This window comes from Priestia endophytica DSM 13796 (assembly GCF_900115845.1).
GTDB lineage: Bacteria > Bacillota > Bacilli > Bacillales > Bacillaceae_H > Bacillus_I > Bacillus_I endophytica.
This window is the reverse complement of the sequence record NZ_FOXX01000013.1, coordinates 117994-138449: the sequence shown is the minus strand read 5'-3', so window position 1 is coordinate 138449 and position 20456 is coordinate 117994. Positions and strand designations below refer to the sequence as shown.

The window sequence follows — 20456 nt, the reverse complement described above, 5'->3', positions numbered from 1 at the left end:
CTGCATAGTGACCAAGGATCTGTGTATACTTCTTATGCTTATCAAAAACAAGTCAAAGAAAGAGGCATGACTATGAGTATGTCCCGAAAAGGGACGCCCGCAGACAATGCCTCCATTGAATCGTTTCACTCTTCTCTAAAGACTGAAACCTTCTACCTCGACAACTTAACCTGTACTACGACCGCCATCGTAAAACAGATTGTCGAAGACTACATCACTTATTATAACAATATCCGTATCCAAACGAAACTAAATAACCAGTCTCCGGTCCAATACCGAAAACTGGCTATTTAGATGGTGTTTTGATCCCTGTCTCAAAAACGGGGGGCAGTTCCTGCCCATTGGTGGTTTTTTTGTTTTTAAGATATATGTAGTATACAAAATTAGTTTACATACTACTCTTTATCGGAAATAAAAAATCCACGGATTCTTATACTTCCTTAGATTTTTTGTTTGTATAGAGTTCGACAGTAGCTATACCTAATGAAACTCCAAAGGCTGTTGAAAATGCTGTTAGGAAATCGATGTGAGGCTTGAACAGTATATTGATGATTAAATTACCGATTAAAAAGGTTGAAAAATATATGACGAATTTTAAAATAGCTTTTTTCAAAAATGCACCTTCTCTAATCTAATATCTATAAACTTTATACTTTGTAATTTTTTTAGAAAGACCAAGTATCCGTAGATTCTCATCCTGCCCTTTGCTACTTCCTTATACGTTGCTGCATTATCTCGGTTTCATTTTTAGTTAACATAAAATATGAAGAAAGTAATAAAAGTGCAAACCTACTTAGTAACAACAAGCTTGCGCTTTTTATTTTTGTTTATATACTTTTGTGGATGATATTTAATTCATTTATTTACAATTTATGATATATAAACGTAAAATAAGTCATTGCAAGTCCAATCATAAAAATTGGATTTACAACGACTATTAATAACTTGATCTTATTAATGGTTTCACGTTTTCCATCGCCTCTTACGATGTACTTAGTTTTTTTTATAACTGTCGACTTGCCAGGAGTAACATCATTATCAAAGACTTCTTGTAGCTTATCAACTTTACTTTCTCAATCTTTCTCGTAAGATAGTTTTTTTCCTCTTTATATCTTCTTCAAGTGCTTGCACCAGACCCTATATTCTTGTTCTCATCTAACTGTTTGTTCCATTTTTCTTCTACTGAAGGTTGAACTTTTTTTATAAAAAACGCTAAGATCACTCCAATAAAGGAAAGAATAGTAATAACGATGAAGGCAACATTTATACCATGAATCAAAGGATTTAGGGCCTTAGCCTGTTGTGAAGCATGTTGTGCCGTTGTTGTCATTACCGTCACGATAAGAGCCGTTCCAATGGATGCGGCAATCTGACGCATTGTATTGCTCATCGCTGCACCATGTGCAAGCAAGCGTTTCGGAAGTTGATTTAAACCTGCTGTTGTAGCTGGCATCATCACCATAGATAACCCAAACATTCGAACTGAATACATAATTGTTATGTATGCAAACGATGTAGTCGGGTTCAAATTCGAAAAGGCCAAGGTTGAGAAAGTAATAATAACTAATCCCGTAATGACTAACCATCTAGCCCCAATTCTATCAAAAATACGGCCAGTAATAGGGGACATAAAGCCCATTACAAGAGCCCCCGGTAATAAGGCTAATCCGGCTTCCATTGCAGTAAAATCACGCATATTTTGCATATAAAGCGGGATTAGTGTTTCCACGCCGATCAACCCCATAAAACCAATCATCCCAAGGATAGTCGTCAGTGTAAAGATAAAAGATTTAAATACTCGGAACTCAAGCATAGGGTGGTTCATTCTCATTTGTCGGAGAACAAATAAACAGAGACTGATTATTCCTATTCCTAAAGTGATAATAGTCAATACGTCTGTCCAACCGTTATTACCTGCACTGGTAAATCCATAAAGTAATCCTCCAAAACCAAACGAGGATAATATAATAGATAATATATCAATTTTTGGATAGGTCAATTCTGTAACATTTTTCATGGCTATAATGGCTATGATTACATCTAATAAGGCAATAGGTAAAATGATAAAAAATAAAATGCGCCAAGAATAGTTAGCAATTATCCATCCGGAAAGTGCTGGCCCAATGGCAGGGGCAAAAGATATCACTAGGCCAACCAATCCCATGGCTGTTCCTCGCTTATTAACAGGGAAAATTAATAAAAATACTGTTTGCATTAACGGCAACAGAATACCAGCACCAATCGACTGAATGACCCTGCCTAGTAATAAGATTTCAAAATTTGGAGCAATCCCTCCAATCACAGTCCCCAAAATAAAGGTACTCATAGCAGAAATAAAAAGTTGCCTTGTTGAAAAACGCTCAAGTAGAAAGGCACTAACTGGAATCATTACACCGCTGACGAGCATAAAGACCGTTGTTAGCCACTGTGCTGTATTCGCACTAATATTCATTTCCTCCATAATAGGAGGAATGGCCGTAATCATAAGCGTCTGATTTAAAATGGCGATAAATGTACCTGTCATAAGCAGGATAACAATTGATTTTTTATTATAATGTCGAGACGTCATTCTTTTTCTATTCTCCATTTCTTCCCTGATAAAATTCAAGGAGCTTTAAATATTTTACACTTTCTAACATTATCACGATACCACTATTTCTATCTATATAAATGAGCAAAATTTATTTGAAGCCTCGACCTTAATATATTAAATACAGTTCTGTTGTAAAAATTGTTACCTAGAAACGTAGAGAATCAGTTTTCTTTAATTTGTTGGATTATGGAATTAACTCAAACAGCTGATGGATGAATTCTTTTTAATCTTAAATAAATGTTGCTTTTTGGAAAGTCGGTTTCTTTAAATTTATATGTATGGTTCCAATGTTATACAGTGTATAAGTGATTGCACAAAATGATTTCAAAGAAATAAAAAAGCACATACACATTGAGTAACAACGAGTTTGCGCTTTATCTTTTTCCTTAAGTATCTTTTTTATAGAACATTAAAAAGGTTGGATTTTTAAAATAGAGCATAAAAAATTAAGTGTTTTAAAATAATAAATACAGGATAATTAATTAAAAATATTTGATTAAATTAATTAATTACGTTACTATTAGTAACGTAGTGAAAAAAACTAATCATACTGATATTTTTATATTATAATATTAGACCCTTTTTTATGTTTACGTCAATGCTATAAATGGATTAGGTTTTTGAGGTGGAATTAGTAAAGTATCTGATGAACCCTAAATTAAAACGTTTTGTCACAGACTTGACACATTTCATTTTCAGGAGTATAGTGATTTTGTTGTTTTTTATATTAAGTATATCGTTATACTAAATTTATTCCTATTATGGAATGCCAAACTTAGAATGCTTAGATATCTGTAAAGATATATCGTTCTACTTATCTTGTATAATGCTGATATATTTAGTCACATAAAGGGGCGTTAATAAAGATTAAATAATCGTTTTAGTAGAACGATATACTAAAATTATATTAAGTACATCGTTGTACTAAATTTATCCCTATATATAATGATAAACTTAACGTACTTAAGTATCTGCAAAGGTATATCGTTCTACTTAATCTTATATAAGGCCGGTATACTCAGTCACCTATAGGGCGCTAATAAGAATGAAATAGCTTTTTAGTAGAACGATATACCTATAGTTTGAATGTAAGTTGTATCATACAATTTTTAGTGCAGATACATTTTTAAAGCTTGTTAATTATAAGAGAAAGATATTAAAGAAAGCGCTTTAGATGATGGTATCACTAACTTTGAAAGGGGTGAGAGTATAAAAAAGAGGTTGATACCAAAGTGACTTAGGATGTGTAAAAAAATGAAAAACCCTTATATCAAATCATCTTTAGGAATGTATATAAACTACTTCATGCTCGGCATGATCAACATTATTATTGCGGCAAATATGGAAAACTTATCAGGGCGTTACGGTGTAACGGTTGCAAAAATCAGTTTACTTGTAACAGCTATAGGAATTGGTAAATTACTTGCCTTATTTTTTGTTGGTTATCTTGCAGATAGATGGGGTCGCAAACCAGTAATTATTATAGCCAATTTTCTTTATTTATTATTCCTGGTAGGGATACCGACGACAACAAGTTATGTCCTTGCTTTTATCTTTGCCGTTTCAGCTGGTATTGCTAACTCATTACTTGACTCTGGAACATATCCGGCATTAACAGAAGCTTTTCCAAAAACAGCGAGTTCTGCTTCTGTATTAGTAAAAGCATCTGTAGCGATTGGAGCAACATTACTGCCATTTATAATGGCTTTTTTAGTCGCAAACCATATCTTTTGGGGATGGGCATTCTTTGGAATGGGATTATTATATCTATTAAATGGTATCTATTTGATTTTTATGCCATTCCCAAATCATAAATTGGTATCAACGAAAGGAGGAGATGCCATTCAAACAGACTTTAAAGAACAGCCCAAATTGCTAAGTGAAGGATTAGCCGTCATCCTAATAGGCTTTACTTCAACAGCATTAATTGTTGTGTGGGAAACATGGTTACCGCAATTAGGGATACAACTTATAGGACTTGAATCCAATCAAGCGGTACAATTACTATCTTATTTCAGTATCGGTGCTCTTGTCTCCGTATTGTTATTAGCGATTATGTTGGATAAATTTATCTCACCAATTATGGTCGCAATCATTTATCCACTGGGTGCTCTTGTATCCATGCTTATACTGCTCATAGTGGAATCATCCGGCATTGCGTTAGTGAGTACATTCTTGATGGGATTATTCACATCAGGTATTTTACAACTAGCTCTAAGCATTATGATGAAGCTTTTCCCTGCAAATAAAGCAATAACATCTTCGTATGTAAATATCGCTTCGAGCTTAGCTTTCATCCTTGTACCTCTTATTATAAGTGGTTTAGTAAGTTCAATGGGAATTTCAGTGACATTAATATTCAGTATAGTTATCGCGGTTGTTAGCGTCGCGCTTGCAGTGTTTGTATTGGGTAGAATCAAAAAGATTTTTGCCTAGTTTAATTAATTTTAAAAAGCAAGTTTATAAAATATTTAAAGGAGATTTTCAACATGACAACAAAAGTACACGAAAAAAACATTGATGGAAAAACAAAATTAGTAGGGTTACTAGCAACACCAATCGGGCATAGTCTTTCACCACGTATGCACAATCTTGGTTATACATTAACTGGTTTAAACTACGCTTATCTTGCATTTGAAGTAGGTAATGATGAATTAGAAGCAACAGTTAACGGTTTTAAATCTGCAGGTGTGGCGGGATTTAACGTATCAATGCCAAACAAAATGAAGGTATTAGATTATCTTGATGAGCTGGATGATTCAGCTAAATACGCGCGTGCAAGTAATACGGTAGTTAATCGTGACGGTAAATTAATTGGTTATAACACAGATGGTCTTGGCTATGTGAAAAACTTAACCGAACACGGTGTAAAACTGGAAGGTCAAAAAGTAACACTTGTTGGTTCAGGTGGTGCTGCAACACCAATCGCTATTCAATTAGCACAATCTGGTATCCGTGAAATCAGTATTTTTGCTCGTAATGATGCGTTCTTCGTTCAAGCGGAAGAAAACGTAAATTATATTAACAATGAAATGAAAGAATTCGGTGTAAAAGCTACGGTCTTTCCATTAGAAGATAAAGAAGCATTTCGCCGTGAAATTGCAGAAAGTGCTATCTTGGCAAATGGTACAAGCCTTGGAATGAAACCATTAGATCATTTAAGTATTATAGATGACACTTTAGATGTACTACGCAAAGACTTAGTCGTAACAGATGTAGTCTATAATCCCCAAAAATCAAAACTTCTATCTCAAGCAGAAGAAGCTGGTGCGAAAGCAATTAACGGTTTAGGTATGATGTTATGGCAAGGTGCTTTAGCATTTAAATTGTTTACAGGTGTTGATATGCCGATCGGACAAGTAAAAGAAATCTTATTTGGAAACGACTAAAAATAAAAAACTACTTCAACAATGTGGGGACTTTGGAAAAAACAAAAGGAGAGATATCCATGACTAAAATTTTAATGTTACACGGTGTAAACCATAATATGTTTGGTAAACGTGATCCTAAACAATACGGCACAATTACATTAGGTGAAATTAATGACAATATTGCACAGTTAGCAGAAGAGTTAAAGATTGAAGTAGAAATATTCCAAACAAATCATGAAGGTGAAATGGTTGAAAAAATTCATGAAGCTTTTTTAACAGGTGTAGACGGAGTCGTGCTAAATGCAGGTGCTTGGACACACTACAGCTATGCAATTCGTGATGCTTTAGCCATTTTAACAGTACCAGTAATAGAAATTCATATGTCAAACATCCATTCACGCGAGGCATTCCGTCACGAATCAGTTTTTGCAGAAATTGCAACAGGCCAAATTTCAGGATTTGGTGAAGAAAGTTATTTACTAGGTATTCGTGCAGCAGTAGCAGCTAGTTCTAATAAATAAATATATGATACGGAAATCATGATAAAAGTATGAGAGGAGAGTTGAAGAAAATGAAAAACCCTTATTTGAAAACATCAATAGGGCTTTACCTAAATTATTTTATGCTGGGCATGATTAATATCATCATCGCTTCAAATATGGGTAATTTATCAAGACTATACGATGTCTCCGTTTCCCAAGTTAGTTTGCTTGTATCTGCAATTGGGATAGGGAAGCTTGTGGCGCTCTTTTTCGCCGGAAGGCTTTCAGATAAACTTGGGCGTAAGCCAATCATTATTGCAGGAGGTTTTCTATACTTACTCTTTTTAATTGGCATGCCGATAACAACTAACTATTATTTAGCATTTGCTTTTGCCATTACAGCAGGACTAGCGAATTCCTTTCTTGATTCTGGCACATACCCAGCGCTCATTGAGGCATTTCCGAAAAACGCAAGCTCGGCATCGGTATTTGTAAAAGCGTTTGTATCAATTGGCGCGACTATCTTGCCATTTCTGATTTCTTTCCTTGCGGCAAACGGCATCTTCTGGGGATGGTCGTTCTTTATCCTTAGTATTCTTTATGCAGTAAGTGCTATTTATCTTATATTTATGCCATTTCCTAAAGTGGATAATGGGGGAGATGATAAATTAGAAGAAAAAGCAGAACTTACTTCTGAAAAGCAATTAATGAGGGGGAAACCATCCATGTGGCGGGAAGGTTTAGTCATTATCGTCATTGGTTTTACCTCAACTGCACTATTTGTCGTTTGGCAAACATGGCTACCGGAACTAGGAGAAGGTTTTATTGGATTAAGCGAAAAAACAGCTGTACAGTTGCTCAGCTACTTCAGCATAGGTGCGCTTGTCTCTGTTCTTTTGCTGACTGTCCTTTTAGACAAGTTTATCAAACCGATTACGGTATTAGTTGTGTACCCAATTATTGCCTTTGTAGCAATGCTGGCCCTTTTCTTTGTTAAGTCACACCCTATTGTGATGGTTTGCACATTTTTACTAGGTCTATTTACAGCAGGACTATTTCAGTTGGCCTTAACAGTTATGACTGACTTTTTTAGAAAAAACAAAGGGACAACAACGTCTTACGTCAACATTGCGGGAAGTGCAGCATTTATCCTTGTTCCAATTATAACAAGTTCTCTTGTAGACTCTATTGGCATCAGCATGACGCTTGTTTTTGATATGGTGATTGCTGTACTAAGCGTTGTGTTAGCACTATATATTTCTTATCGCAGGAAAAAGATTTTTTCTTAAGCGATAAAACCAACTTATTTTAAGAAGATGTATGATTTTGTTGGTGAATTTTTAGGGAAATTAGGGAAATAGGTGTTTATTGAACTAATGCTCCATTTATTCCATAAGATTTATATCAAGTACTACAATATACGAACTTCAACAACTGAAAGTTTATAGAGTTACGAAAAAAGCCCAATTTCTCAATTTTAATGGTGAGAAATTGGGCTTTTTAGTTTTTTCTAAGAGGCTTCTCTTTAGCTTTATTTTTTTGAAGTTTCTCGAATGATAAGTTCAGGCTTTAGTATAAGACGCTGAAGTTCGCTACTTTCATTATTCATCCTATTGTACAAAAGGTTTGCAGCCTTAATCCCAATAGATCTTGGAAATGAAGAAACAGTTGTTAAGGGAGGATGATAAAGTTCTGATTCAGGGATATTATCGAATCCGACGACGTCAATATCTTGTCCCAGTATGACACCATTCATTGCTAACCCTTTTATGACACCAAATGCAACTAAGTCATTAAAGCAAAACACAGCTGTAGGGGGATGGTCATTCTCTAGAACTTTTAATATCGCCTCTAACCCGCCTTTCCGATTAGGCTCAATATCTATTATAAGGGATTCATCAACTTTCAAGCCTGCTATATCATGGGCTATATGAAACCCTCTTATTCTCTCCGTCCAAGTAGAAGATTGCTTGATTCCTCCTAAAAAGGCAATTCTTTTATGCCCCTTTTCTATCAGATGATTAACTGCCATAAGTGCTCCTGTTGTATAATCGATTCCTACATAATCAGAGTTGACATTAGCAAGTTCTCTGTTAGCAAGGACCTTTGGTATTTCAATTTTATTCAATTGACTAACCGTTTTTTCTGAACTTTTAGAGACTGGGTTAAGAATTAAGCCGTCTACTCTATGTTCTATCATGGTTGAAAGTAAATGGTCTTGCTTTGAAACGGAATCAAAGGTAGTCCCTAACAAAACTGTATATCCGAGCGCTTCTAATGTAGATTGTACACCGATTAAAAATTCCGAAATAAAACTATTAGAAATATCCGTTACAATCACTCCGACAATATCAGAACTCCTGGATCTCATATTTGCGGCAACTCTATCATAAACGTAACCCAATTCATTTATAGAATTTAAAACCTTTTTTCGTGTGGCTTCCGAAATCCGAGGATTATTGCGAACAACTAGGGAAGCAGTTGAAGTAGAAACACCAGCATGTAATGCTACTTCTTGTAACGTGACCCGTTGTTTTTTTGATTGTTTCATACTTGTATCACCATCTTTAAAGTAATTAAAAGTTCAGTTATCTTATATAATTACACACATGATAAGGGTATAGTAAGTCAAAATTGTCTTTAAAAGATATCTTTTAAACAACAATCAAGCTGTTTTTAGGTTTTAATCATGAGTCATTATGTACATTAACTGATCTTACATTTTTTATAATTAAACTTATTATACCTTTAATTCGTCAAACCTGCCCTGAGACCGTCCATAATTTTGTGAAAATCAGAATTTCCTCTTCATTCTAATTTTGTTTCATAATTGAGCTTAGTCCATTTATCAGGGGAAGAGTCAAGTTATTTTCCTATTGGTAACCTTATATTAGAAAATGGCAAGCAAAAACAGATCAGATATTTCATCATCTGATTCCTTAGCTTTCAAAATTATAGTATCTGTCTTAGGGACTAAAACACACAGGCGTCGAAATAGTTCTATTTTAAACTCTTCATTTGCTCAAACCGATGTAGCACCTTGTTCACCATTAATACGATAATAAGAACCAGATTGTTATGTAATAAAATATAGAATGTTTATATTCCGTTACATAAGGGTATTTATTATATGTTGAAAAGAAGAGGTAATACAAGGTATCATCATTGCCCTTATTATAGCCATAGCTGTGTATTTTTTAAATGAATGGAAATTTGTATATTAAATTTGTGAAAGGAGTGGTTGAATACACCTATTCTTATTTGTAGCTTATTACCCTGATGATGTCATATTAGGAAACCGGAAATCCATTCGTTACATGAAGATAAAAAATTTCTCTCTATGTTCATGCCGGATTTAATAGAAGTATTTATCTATATAAGGATGAAATAAAAAATATACACTCTATGCTTTACTTGCTGATTTAGGTTGATATAACATACCTTACTAGGTTAAAAAAAGCCTTTCAAATCAAATTTGAAAAGCTTTTTTAGTAAATTTCATATGTTTAATCCTATTTATGCTCCGTTTTCTTTTTCTTCCTTCCTTCCTACTTTCTAAAACTTTATCAGTATTATTAAGAACTTTTTGTCACACAATAATCATAAATATAAGAAGAACCATTCCTAAAACAACAAATCGAAAAGTTTCGGTGCGTACCGTTATAGGAACTTTTATAACCTGTAATACCATTCAATACATCTGTTTGCTTCATATGACATCTATCTCTAGTTCTAAAGGAAAAAATGCAGTCTCTTTAAGATATAATTGGAAAAAACATCTAAAATCGTTTTGTCCCCAGTTTGACTGTAGTTCTTATTTTTGCATAATTGTATACCATGGAGTTGACATAATGAAATGAAATTTAACAAGAAAAAAATTAACGTTGTAGATATTCAAAAAGCAAAGAAAAGTGTGTTTGCTACAGGAGTAGGAAACGCGATGGAATGGTTTGATTTTGGCTTATATTCTTATTTAGCTGTTATTATTAGTCAAAACTTTTTTAGTGCTGTGGAAAATGATGAGCTAAAATTAGTGTTCACCTTTGCTACCTTTGCGATTGCCTTTTTAATGCGCCCATTAGGCGGTATTATATTTGGTAAAATCGGAGATAAATTAGGAAGAAAAGTCGTTTTAACAACTACAATTATTTTAATGGCTTTTTCAACATTACTCATTGGTTTATTGCCTACATATGATCAAATTGGGATATGGGCACCTATCCTCTTATTAATCGCTAGAATTATTCAAGGTTTTTCAACTGGTGGCGAATACGCTGGGGCAATGGTCTATATTGCCGAATCTTCTCCAGACAATAAACGTAATATGCTTGGAAGTGGATTAGAAATTGGTACGCTCACTGGTTATATATTAGCTTCACTACTTGCGAGTACACTTTTTATCATTCTATCGGATGAACAGATGGCCTCATGGGGTTGGAGAATACCGTTTCTACTCGGCTTACCTTTAGGGCTTATTGGGTTGTACTTAAGAAAAAGTTTGGAAGAATCACCGATTTTTGAAAATGAACTTTCTGATGATGATGTCCAAGAAGAAAGCTTCCTGTCTATTTTAAAAAATCACAAAAAAGATATTTTGGTTTGTTTTGTAGTTGTTGCCTTCTTTAATATTACAAACTATATGCTCTTATCCTACATGCCTTCTTATTTAGATGAAATTATTGGATTATCGAGTACAGTAGGAACCGTATTAATTACGGTGATCATGATTATTATGGTGCCACTTACTTTAATGTTTGGAAAGCTCAGTGATAAAATTGGGAATAAGACGGTGTTCTTAATTGGTTTAGGCGGATTAACCCTATTATCTGTCCTTGCTTTTTATTTAATAAACTTGAATGCTTTAGTCTTTATTTCGTTAGGTATTCTCATTCTAGGTGTTCTGCTTTCAACTTATGAAGGTACTGTTCCTGGATCGTTACCAACGATGTTTTATACGGATATTCGATATCGGACATTATCCGTCACCTTTAATGTCTCGGTTTCCATATTTGGCGGAACTACGCCATTAGTTTCAACATGGCTCGTTCACCAAACAGGGAATAACTTAGCACCTGCTTTCTATCTAACAGCCGTGAGTATTATCGGATTTTTAGTAATAGCATTCTTGTTCAAAAGTACTTCAGGAAAATCTCTAAAAGGTTCTTACCCAACAGTTGCCTCTAAATCTGACTATCAAGAAGCTGTTGAAAATCCGAAAGATTCACTATGGTGGCAAGCAGAAAAAAGAGAAGAATAAAGGGAACGAAAAAGCACCCACTCAATTGAACGACTACTCGAACTACAGGCACTCAAACAAGAGTGTCTGTAGTTCGTTTTTTTATTTTACCTATTTAAATGACCTGCTTTCTTACAAACACTAAAAAACTTGCCGCCTATAAAACCTTTTAATAATATCCGATTCTGTTTAAAAGGGTCAATTTCATAGGCTAAGGCAAGTTCACTTCACAAAAGATGATTAATGTAGTAAAGAGTGTTGTTATAAAGCTATTTCTACTCATAGCATAGGGTTTTTAAAATGTCGGTAAGACTTCTAATTGGGAGAGAGAACTACCTTTTTTCGCTAAAAGGTAGTTTTTCTCGTTTTCACGCCCGTATATTCTATTTATTACTAGTTCCATTAATAATCGTTATTGATCATTACAAAGAGTCTAATTAGTTTAAGTTCAGAAAGATTTATTTATTCCATTGTGTTGTGACCTAGGTATTTATAAATGCTTTGTCGAAATAGTTAACCAATATTAAAAAATAACTACAATACTAAGAAGATAAATGGAGGGATCATATTGCAAACTATGTTTCGTTATAATTGGTTGATCAGAGAAAAGTGGTATCAATGGTGTGAAGATGTTCCAGTAGAAGAATTACTTCGAAAACGCACAGGGGGAGTTGGGGGAATCTTACATACTCTCTTCCACATCGTTGATGTAGAATGGAGTTGGATTCGGGTACTTCAAGGTAAGACTGATTTCCAGGAAAGTTTTGAAGGGTATCAAAGCTTAGAAAAAGTTCGCCAGCTAGATCGAGGGTTTCAACCTGAGGTAAGGGAATTTATAAGCTCTTGGAACATTGAAAAAGAAAATCGGATTCTTTATGATCTACAACCAGATGGAAGTGTAGCTACTGATGCTTGGGGAGAAGTTATCCGTCATATGATTGCACATGAAATTCATCACATTGGACAATTATCAATATGGGCTCGAGAAATAGGAAAAGAGCCTGTTTCCGCTAACCTTATTGGTAAAGGGCTTAATCATACATTGCCAAGTAGTTAACTTTATAAAATCCATTATTAAAGCCTATATCTTCAAATAACTAAGGAGATAGGGACTTTTATATTTTTATCATATGTTATATTCATAACACCAATTCTAGGAATCAAAGGATTGTTTATCGCTATTCAATTAATTAGACTCTATGTTCTTCGGGAATATAGGTATTGTTTGATTTTAAAGATCCTTATAATAGACATTTATGTTATAATAATTGATGTTTTAGGAGGTGATATAAGTTGGTGAATATGATTATTTATCCACCAGCGGTTGCAGCGTCTCATGCAAAGCCTGTTATTGGAAAGGCGATACTTTGCATGGGGTGGACTTTAAACTAATCGCCCAATGACAATAAGCTTATCTCATTTCTGATAAATCGGCTTTGCCCCTTATTCAAGTTCAATTTTTTACTAAAATAAGGAGCTGGCAGAAATGAAAAATAAAAAAACTATTATGATAAACATGGAACCTTTTATAAGATGTGACCAATATAACTTTATTAAGGTACAAACAAAAAACCTCGTTCAAGCCCATTCAACGGTTAAAGATAAAGATGTTCTTAATGCGTTAAAATTCCGTTCCCTTGATAAAGTATTAACCTTGTTTCCTGATATTTCTGAGGACCAAATGACTATCCTAGAGAAGCTGACTGAAATAGAAGAAACAACTCAAGCAGAAAAGTTTCTATCGAATCTAAAAGCTTATGTTATTCCGTTTAAACAAATAACGGAAAAAACAGTAAAAAAACTATTTCCTAAAGCTAAAAAAATACAAATTCCTCCTCTTAAAGATATTGATTTGAAAGAGATTTCTTATTTGGGTTGGTACGATATTCGCTCAGAGAGAAAACATCTGATTGTTGATTACAATGGAAAGTTAATGGGAATACAAGGAACATTTAAGAGCAGTGTAGAAGGAATATGTGCTTTATGTAATGGATTTGAAGAAATTGGATTGTTTATGTCAAAAGTGAAAAGCGGGAAAGAGACGTATACAACTAAAGGGAATTACATTTGCAAAGACAGTCAAAAATGTAATCACAATTTAATCACATTAGATAAGTTAAATGATTTCATTGTACAGTTGAAAAAAAACTGAGGGACTTTCCCTCAGTTTTTTGATTTCTTTACTATTTAAATTTTGTGACTTGTATATTATAGGCAAAACTAGTTCTCATAATGGCCGTTAGAGAAAGTAAAAAAGCATAAATCCGTTGAGTGACAAAGAGTTTATTCTTTTTCTTAAGTTATAATTTAGTTTGAATTTTTGTATATAGTTCCATAATGTATAAAGTTAAGTGTAGGATAGTTCAAGGTATATTCCGTTTTTAAATTTAAAAATATTAATGTAATTTGTCAGGTGAAGTAGATCTGTTTTATTTCATTAATTTAAATTATAAAGGGCGAATTTATGTGGTAAGCCCTGAATCTGTTAGGTTACTTGGAAAGGGAGAGTTTTGGTTGGATTTAAATAAATATTTGTCAGGAAAAACTGCTCTTAATAATTACATTCAACACATAAAGCAAAATGGTGCTTCTTTTCAAACTCATTATTGGGGCGTCATGCCAAAACATTATAATAATGACCTACACAAACATTCTTTTTTTGAAGTATGTTATGTAACGGAAGGTGAAGGGACTTATATAGATAATAATTGTACTTATTCGCTTCAAAAGAATACACTTTTTTTATCTAGACCAGAAGTGATACATCAAATAAAAAGTGAGAAGGGGTTATCTCTATTATATGTTGCATTTCAACTAATTGAATCAGAATCGAGTGAGAGTTGGATAAGAATCATGGAGATAGCAAAACAATGTACTGAGATTATTTTATATGATAAATCTGAAACCGAAACCGTATTATTATGGAAAGCGCTTCTTATCCAAGCGACCAAGCACGAAAATGTATTTTTTGAAGAGATGCTTTCGAATATTGCATATTCGCTTATTGTTTCAATCCTTCAAGATTTTGTTGCTGATTTAAATAAGAGTGACCATAAAAATGTTCCTGAACAGTATTCTGTACTCCTTACTCAGGCGCAATTATATATTAATGATAACTTATCAAACTCGTTAAAACTTACAGAGATTGCGAAACACCTCCATATATCTTCTAGGCATTTATCTCGTATTTTTGTATCTGAATTAGGAGTAAGTTTTTCAAAATATGTTCAAGACGAACGAATAAAAAAGGCAACTATATTACTAAAAAAAACAGATCTATCGTTAAAAGAAATTTCTGAAGAAACGGGTTTTATGAGTGTTCACTATTTCACCCGTGTTTTTACTTCTACGATGCAAACGTCACCTGGGCGGTTTCGCTCTCTATTTGTAGACAGAAAGACAACTACGTATGCTAGTAAATAATCTCCACTTATTTCATGCATAAGGGTTCAAAAAAATTGTTTTTCAGTTTAGTCATTAATGAAAGATGTCTCCAAAGTACAAAAAAGTGTCCCCAAAATGTAATTACTATTATTAAAATGTTCTATATAATGGACTATACAAAGAGGATACTTACTGTATCAAGAAGGCGCTTCTTTTCACAAAGGACAACCCCATAGAAATGGAAGCGCATTCTTTATACAAACCGAACTTATGAAATGTCTTTAAAAGTAAAAGGCAAACTCTTCTTTACTATTATCGATAATTAGAACATACCAATGACGTTGTATATGGATATGCCTTTTCCATACAATAAACAGAAAGGGGAAATTTATAATGCGTTTAGCTTATGACCCATCGCATTATCGCGATAATACAAATTTAAAAGATACGATTGATACAGTTGCAAGATTAGGATATGAGTATGTGGAGTTATCACCACGTAAAGATTTTATTTGGTTTTATGAATATCCAAAAGTAGACAAACAGCTGATTAAAGATTTAAAACGCTATTGTACAGATGCGGGAGTAAAAATTTCTTCGGTCCTACCTGTTCAGCAGTGGTCTTCTCCGAATGAGGAGGAACGACAAGCTGCGGTGAGAAACTGGAAACGATCCATCGAAATTACATCTGAATTAGGTGTAGACTTAATGAACAGTGAATTCAGTGGGGATATAAGTCGCCCTGTGGAAAGTGAAGCCTCTTTTGTGAAATCAATGGAAGAACTTATGCCGATCTTTGAAAGAGAAGAAATTAAATTAAACCTTCAATCCCATCCAAATGATTTTATCGAATTAAATACGGAAGCGATTCGCATGATTCGTGCTTTGGACAAAGACTGGATTAAACTTGTGTATTCTGTTCCACACGCTTTCTTCTATGATGATGGCATTGGCGATGTTGCGCAACATCTAGAGGAAGCCGGCAATTTATTAGCGCACGTTCTCATTGCCGATACCCTAAATCATAAAGCAGCCTTTGGCTTACGCTACATTGTTAATCCGCCAGATGCAAAGGTCACGATTCACCAACATTTAAACCCTGGTGAAGGAGAAATCAACTTTGAGGCCCTTTATCAAAAACTAAGAGAAATGAAGTTTGATGGCATTGTCACAAACGCTGTCTTTGCTTATCCGGATCGTCCAGAGTGGTCGAATGAAGTAACATTAAAATCTATTAGAGAAGGATTAAACATCTAATACTGGTATATAAGTTTCAGTTCAACCTGAAAAATTACTAGAAAGTTGTTTCCTTTTCCTTTAAAAAATAGCTAATAATACTTAATCTCTTAAAAATCTGGGGCAGTTATTAAAACTGTCCCAGATTTTTAGATTGAGAAAGTTACTCTTTATTGTGAATAAAATATTATTTCTCCATTTACCTTTACTAACTAATTAATGTTCAAGCAATAATTATTAAGAGAAGATTAGAACTAGAATTTTTAAAAATCAAGGGAGTTGGGATGAATGACTAAACATGTTCGCTGGGGAATCTTAAGTACCGCACAAATTGCTCAAGATGAATTACTACCAGCTTTTAGGGATGCTACTAATGCGAAAGTAGTTGCCATTGCTAGTACTAATGATAAAGTAAAACATATTGCTTCTAAGTTTGACATCCCCAAAATTTACGGATCATATGATGAATTACTAGAAGATTCAGGTATTGATGCAGTTTATATTCCCTTACCTAATTCCCTTCATTCTCAATGGGTAAAAAGAGCTGCAGAAAAAGGAAAACATATATTATGTGAGAAACCAGCGGTATTAAATACAAGAGAAGCTGAAGAAGTGATAGAAACATGCAAGAAAAATAATGTTATGTTTATGGAAGCCTTTATGTATCAATTTCACCCTCAACACCAAAGAGTAAAGGAAATTTTGATATCTGGAGAAATTGGTGAGGTAAATATAATGAAAGTCAGTCTATCATTTTACCTTGAAAATCAAAATGAAAACATACGTATGCGACAGGAATTAGGTGGGGGAAGCCTTTATGATGTTGGATGTTATTGCATCCACTCCATTAGAAACATTTTAAATACCGAGCCTAATCGAATTTTTGCATCACAACAAAAGGACGTTAAAGGCCAAGTAGATATGTCTGTAGTATGTTTCATGGAACTTGATAATGGAATGACAGCCGTATTTGATGCTGCAATGGATCGAGCACAAATAGATTATTATGAAATCATTGGAACAAAAGGTAGTATTCGAGTGCCAAAAGCCTTTATACCTCAAATGTATAATGGTGAAGCTCAGATAATAGTTAATACAACAGATGGAGCTTATAGAGAGGAAAAAGTGTTGGGACACCAATATATCCTTGAAGTCGAATACTTTTCTCAATGTGTATTGAATGGAGAAATATCTAGATCTATGATGGAAGATACAATTGAAAATGTGAAAGTTATTGAAGCTTGTTTTAAATCGATTGAAAAAGAAACCTTTATAGACATTTAATTGAACTATTTGAATGAATTCTTTGAATCGTATAATTAAAGGGTCTAAAATATTTAAGACCACAAAAAAGGAGATAAAACGAAAATAAGATTAAGAAAAATACCAAGGAATATAATGGCCATACCTAGGTAAAATCCAATAGGTGAAACATCATTTTTCTCCTCATCAATATGTCTCTCCATTTAAGAAGTGTACGCATAACCCTTAAATAGATAAGAAGTATAGATAAATCTTGTCCAATCTTTATTTAAAGCTACTTTAATATTTTTCGGTTTAAAATATTTTCTAATAGGGACCAAGCCTCATAACAGTTTGGTCCTGTGATTAAAGGTTCAAACCCATAGTTTAAGTACATATTGATAGCTTGATAACTTGTAGTTTGAGATGTAAGATAGGCTTTTGAATGATGATTGGCCAAAATATTCATAGCTGCACTAAGTAAAGGTTTTGAAAGTTGCGCCCCCTGATATTCAGGAACAACACCTACCCAATGTATTCTACCCCATATTTCCCCATTACCATTTAAGTCGCCATACCACCCTGTTGTTGTTCCAATCACTTCTCCATTTTTATTCTCAATGAAAACACACCGCATGGCCATTTCATCAATATATGGTCCAAATTCTTTACTAAAGTGTTCTAGTGCAGCTTTCTCATTTTTAAATTCATCTACACTTGCTTCAACCCTAGCCCAATTATGCTCGTCACCTTTTTCAAATAACCTAATTTGAAATCCAGTTGGAAGCGAATATTCAGGAATATCCACTAACTCCTTTCTTACCATTTTAAGTGGAATTCTTTTCATTAAAATCATCTCCTTATAGAGGTTAATTGGAAGCTGTGTCAAAGTCACCAAGTACTTTTTATTTCCAAAAATCTTTGCAACAGAACCTTTTAAGTTGCTCTAGAAATGTAATTGTAAGTTTTCATTAAATCGCTACAAACTAACATTAGAAATGGACTAAATAGATCAAGAATCAGAGCCATTCTTAATTATGCATATGTCAAATGAATAATAAAAAACTTATTGATTAAAAAAATCCAGCTTTCTATGTAAAGAGCTGGATTTTTCTATCCTACTGCTCTGATTCCTCTTTTTCAAATCGAACCAGTGCTGCTTTTGCACGATCTCTAAGGGAGACTAAATTTTTCTCAACTTTTAAGAGATTTTCCTTTTTTTGAACGAGTAACTCAAGCTGTTCTTCGACAGTGTTTACTACTTTTCTTAACTTTTCTTTTTGTTCACTGGTACCTTTTACCTGCCTATAATCAGCTTTGCGAAGTTCCAATATATCGCTGAGTTTGATGAACTGCTGAAGTTCTTGAAGGGAAAAGCCCATTACTTCTTTTGCATTTGTGATTTTTTCTAGAAAATCGATATGTTCTTGAGAATATAGCCTTATACCACCTTTGCTTCGCGGAGGAGAGGGAAGAAGTCCAATTTGTTCATAATACCTGATCGTTCGTTTTGTTAAACCACTTTGTTTTGCCACATCATCTATTTTAAATTCGCTCATAATTTCGCTCCTACATTTATTCATTTCTCTTCTTACATTAACAGAGGAAAGGTTTTAGTTCAAAAAATATTATACTACAATCTAAGATTTTCTCAGAAAAAGGAGTTTTTCAAAAATGAATTCAGAGCCAGGACGATCACTGAATGCCCAATACCAATCGGCTAAACAGCCAGTAGTTGTTTGGGTTATCTTTTTTGCAACTATTATTTCTTTCATGGGCTTAGGTTTAGTTGACCCAATTTCACCTGCCATTGCACAACAACTTGATGCAACTCCAAGTCAGGTTTCTTTACTATTTTCAAGCTATAACTTGATTACAGGGATAGCACTGTTGATCACGGGGGTCGTTTCTAGTAGGATTGGCATTAAATGGACTTTATTAACTGGTATTTTATTTATTATTGTTTTCTCAGCTTTAGCCGGTTCTTCAAATGGAATATGGCAAATTGTTAGTTTCCGAGGTGGATCGGGACTTGGCAATTCATTGTTTATTGCCACAGCATTATCTGCTATCGTAGGATTGGCGATTGGAAGTACTGCAAAAGCCATCATTTTATACGAAGCTGCTATTGGACTTGGTATTTCTGTAGGTCCGCTGCTTGGCGGAGAACTAGGATCAATCTCTTGGCGCGGCCCGTTTTACGGAGTAAGTGTGCTCATGATTATTGCCTTTCTTGTCCTTTTATTGAAAATGCCTCGTGTGGAAAAACCGAAAGTTAAAAGCTCTATTCTAGATCCAATTAAAGCTTTAAAATTTCCTGGATTGTTTAGACTTGGTCTTACAGCTTTTTTATATAACATAGGATTTTTTACGTTAATGGCATATGCTCCATTTGTTATGGATTTAGATGAGCATGGCCTAGGCTATGTGTTTCTTGGTTGGGGACTTTATCTTGCCTTGACTTCCGTCTTTATTGCTCCAAAACTTCAAGTTAGATTTGGAACGGTCAAATCTATGTGTGCCATGTTAACTTTGTTTGCTTTCACTCTTTTAGCCATGGGAATTTGGACAGATTCAAAAACAGTCATTATTGTTTCCGTTATTATTGCAGGACTATTCCTAGGAACTAATAATACATTAATCACTACAGTCGTTATGCAGGTTGCGCCAGTAGAACGTGCTACAGCCTCTGCAGCATATAGTTTTGTACGTTTTATTGGTAGTGCTGTTGGACCTTTGCTCGCAACTAAGCTTGCTGAAGCTTATTCCTCAGCTGTTCCTTTCTATACAGGTGCTGTATTTGTATTTTTAGGCGTATTGGTTGTTGCATTTGGGCGAAAACACATTGCGCATGTAGACCAAATCAGTGGTCATTCATAAAAACGTTCCTTTGAAAAAAGCGTAAACCTATT

At 34.1% G+C, this 20456-nt stretch carries 16 protein-coding genes; 12 read left to right on the top strand and 4 right to left on the bottom strand.

Annotated elements, in window-relative coordinates:
- The coding region (locus BM012_RS20415; protein ID WP_139210399.1) for an IS3 family transposase at positions 1 to 294 on the top strand (294 nt) is incomplete at its 5' end.
- A gap of 823 nt (positions 295 to 1117) precedes the next feature.
- On the opposite strand, the gene BM012_RS20405 is transcribed toward BM012_RS20415, so the two are convergent.
- On the bottom strand, positions 1118 to 2569 hold the full coding sequence (locus BM012_RS20405; RefSeq protein WP_061802497.1) for an MDR family MFS transporter: 1452 nt from the start codon (positions 2567 to 2569) through the stop codon (positions 1118 to 1120).
- A 1278-nt stretch (positions 2570 to 3847) separates the two neighbouring features.
- On the opposite strand from BM012_RS20405, the gene BM012_RS20400 reads away from it, so the two are divergent.
- The 4 genes from BM012_RS20400 to BM012_RS20385 are packed head-to-tail and all read left to right on the top strand — an operon-like array spanning position 3848 to position 7735.
- The gene (locus BM012_RS20400) at positions 3848 to 5029 is read left to right on the top strand and encodes an MFS transporter (protein ID WP_061802498.1); all 1182 of its coding nucleotides are present in this window, start codon (positions 3848 to 3850) and stop codon (positions 5027 to 5029) included.
- Positions 5030 to 5082: 53 nt separating this feature from the next.
- Positions 5083 to 5982, top strand: coding sequence for a shikimate dehydrogenase (aroE, locus tag BM012_RS20395; RefSeq protein WP_061802499.1), 900 nt, complete (start codon positions 5083 to 5085; stop codon positions 5980 to 5982).
- Between the two features lie 59 nt (positions 5983 to 6041).
- Positions 6042 to 6485: a type II 3-dehydroquinate dehydratase gene (gene aroQ / locus BM012_RS20390; RefSeq protein WP_061802500.1), complete on the top strand. Its 444-nt coding sequence runs from the start codon at positions 6042 to 6044 to the stop codon at positions 6483 to 6485.
- A 50-nt stretch (positions 6486 to 6535) separates the two neighbouring features.
- Entirely contained in the window at positions 6536 to 7735 is a 1200-nt protein-coding gene (locus BM012_RS20385; RefSeq protein ID WP_061802501.1) for an MFS transporter, read from the top strand.
- A 242-nt stretch (positions 7736 to 7977) separates the two neighbouring features.
- Here BM012_RS20385 and BM012_RS20380 read toward each other — a convergent pair whose 3' ends face one another.
- The gene (locus BM012_RS20380; RefSeq protein WP_061802502.1) at positions 7978 to 8997 is read right to left on the bottom strand and encodes a LacI family DNA-binding transcriptional regulator; all 1020 of its coding nucleotides are present in this window, start codon (positions 8995 to 8997) and stop codon (positions 7978 to 7980) included.
- Positions 8998 to 10302: 1305 nt separating this feature from the next.
- Here BM012_RS20380 and BM012_RS20375 point away from each other — a divergent pair.
- The 6 genes from BM012_RS20375 to BM012_RS20350 all read left to right on the top strand — a co-directional run bounded on the left by BM012_RS20375 (position 10303) and on the right by BM012_RS20350 (position 17586).
- Positions 10303 to 11703 (top strand): MFS transporter, encoded by a 1401-nt coding sequence (locus BM012_RS20375; RefSeq protein ID WP_061802503.1) that lies wholly within the window; start codon positions 10303 to 10305, stop codon positions 11701 to 11703.
- Between the two features lie 547 nt (positions 11704 to 12250).
- Positions 12251 to 12739, top strand: a complete 489-nt coding sequence (locus tag BM012_RS20370) for a DinB family protein (RefSeq protein WP_061802504.1) — start codon at positions 12251 to 12253, stop codon at positions 12737 to 12739.
- A 429-nt stretch (positions 12740 to 13168) separates the two neighbouring features.
- Positions 13169 to 13834 (top strand): FusB/FusC family EF-G-binding protein, encoded by a 666-nt coding sequence (locus BM012_RS20365; RefSeq protein ID WP_172460199.1) that lies wholly within the window; start codon positions 13169 to 13171, stop codon positions 13832 to 13834.
- A gap of 362 nt (positions 13835 to 14196) precedes the next feature.
- A complete protein-coding gene (locus BM012_RS20360; protein ID WP_061802618.1) occupies positions 14197 to 15105 on the top strand; it encodes an AraC family transcriptional regulator in 909 nt (302 codons plus the stop codon).
- A gap of 354 nt (positions 15106 to 15459) precedes the next feature.
- Entirely contained in the window at positions 15460 to 16323 is an 864-nt protein-coding gene (locus BM012_RS20355; protein WP_061802505.1) for a sugar phosphate isomerase/epimerase family protein, read from the top strand.
- A gap of 267 nt (positions 16324 to 16590) precedes the next feature.
- A complete protein-coding gene (locus BM012_RS20350; protein ID WP_061802506.1) occupies positions 16591 to 17586 on the top strand; it encodes a Gfo/Idh/MocA family protein in 996 nt (331 codons plus the stop codon).
- A gap of 253 nt (positions 17587 to 17839) precedes the next feature.
- Here the strand turns inward: BM012_RS20350 and BM012_RS20345 are convergent, their stop codons facing one another.
- Positions 17840 to 18391, bottom strand: a complete 552-nt coding sequence (locus tag BM012_RS20345; protein WP_061802507.1) for a GNAT family N-acetyltransferase — start codon at positions 18389 to 18391, stop codon at positions 17840 to 17842.
- 271 nt (positions 18392 to 18662) lie between these two features.
- Complete coding sequence (locus BM012_RS20340; RefSeq protein WP_061802508.1) at positions 18663 to 19103, bottom strand: MerR family transcriptional regulator; 441 nt, start codon at positions 19101 to 19103, stop codon at positions 18663 to 18665.
- 115 nt (positions 19104 to 19218) lie between these two features.
- On the opposite strand from BM012_RS20340, the gene BM012_RS20335 reads away from it, so the two are divergent.
- A complete protein-coding gene (locus BM012_RS20335; RefSeq protein WP_061802509.1) occupies positions 19219 to 20424 on the top strand; it encodes an MFS transporter in 1206 nt (401 codons plus the stop codon).
- Positions 20425 to 20456: the final 32 nt, after the last annotated feature.

Bases quoted from the DNA above. Each gene is read 5' to 3' on its own strand.
- BM012_RS20345 (WP_061802507.1), bottom strand. From the start codon at position 18,391: ATGAAAAGAATTCCACTTAAAATGGTAAGAAAGGAGTTAGTGGATATT.
- aroQ (WP_061802500.1), top strand. From the start codon at position 6,042: ATGACTAAAATTTTAATGTTACACGGTGTAAACCATAATATGTTTGGT.
- BM012_RS20380 (WP_061802502.1), bottom strand. From the start codon at position 8,997: ATGAAACAATCAAAAAAACAACGGGTCACGTTACAAGAAGTAGCATTA.
- aroE (WP_061802499.1), top strand. From the start codon at position 5,083: ATGACAACAAAAGTACACGAAAAAAACATTGATGGAAAAACAAAATTA.
- BM012_RS20365 (WP_172460199.1), top strand. From the start codon at position 13,169: ATGAAAAATAAAAAAACTATTATGATAAACATGGAACCTTTTATAAGA.
- BM012_RS20340 (WP_061802508.1), bottom strand. From the start codon at position 19,103: ATGAGCGAATTTAAAATAGATGATGTGGCAAAACAAAGTGGTTTAACA.
- BM012_RS20375 (WP_061802503.1), top strand. From the start codon at position 10,303: ATGAAATTTAACAAGAAAAAAATTAACGTTGTAGATATTCAAAAAGCA.
- BM012_RS20355 (WP_061802505.1), top strand. From the start codon at position 15,460: ATGCGTTTAGCTTATGACCCATCGCATTATCGCGATAATACAAATTTA.
- BM012_RS20405 (WP_061802497.1), bottom strand. From the start codon at position 2,569: ATGACGTCTCGACATTATAATAAAAAATCAATTGTTATCCTGCTTATG.
- BM012_RS20400 (WP_061802498.1), top strand. From the start codon at position 3,848: ATGAAAAACCCTTATATCAAATCATCTTTAGGAATGTATATAAACTAC.
- BM012_RS20385 (WP_061802501.1), top strand. From the start codon at position 6,536: ATGAAAAACCCTTATTTGAAAACATCAATAGGGCTTTACCTAAATTAT.
- BM012_RS20350 (WP_061802506.1), top strand. From the start codon at position 16,591: ATGACTAAACATGTTCGCTGGGGAATCTTAAGTACCGCACAAATTGCT.
- BM012_RS20335 (WP_061802509.1), top strand. From the start codon at position 19,219: ATGAATTCAGAGCCAGGACGATCACTGAATGCCCAATACCAATCGGCT.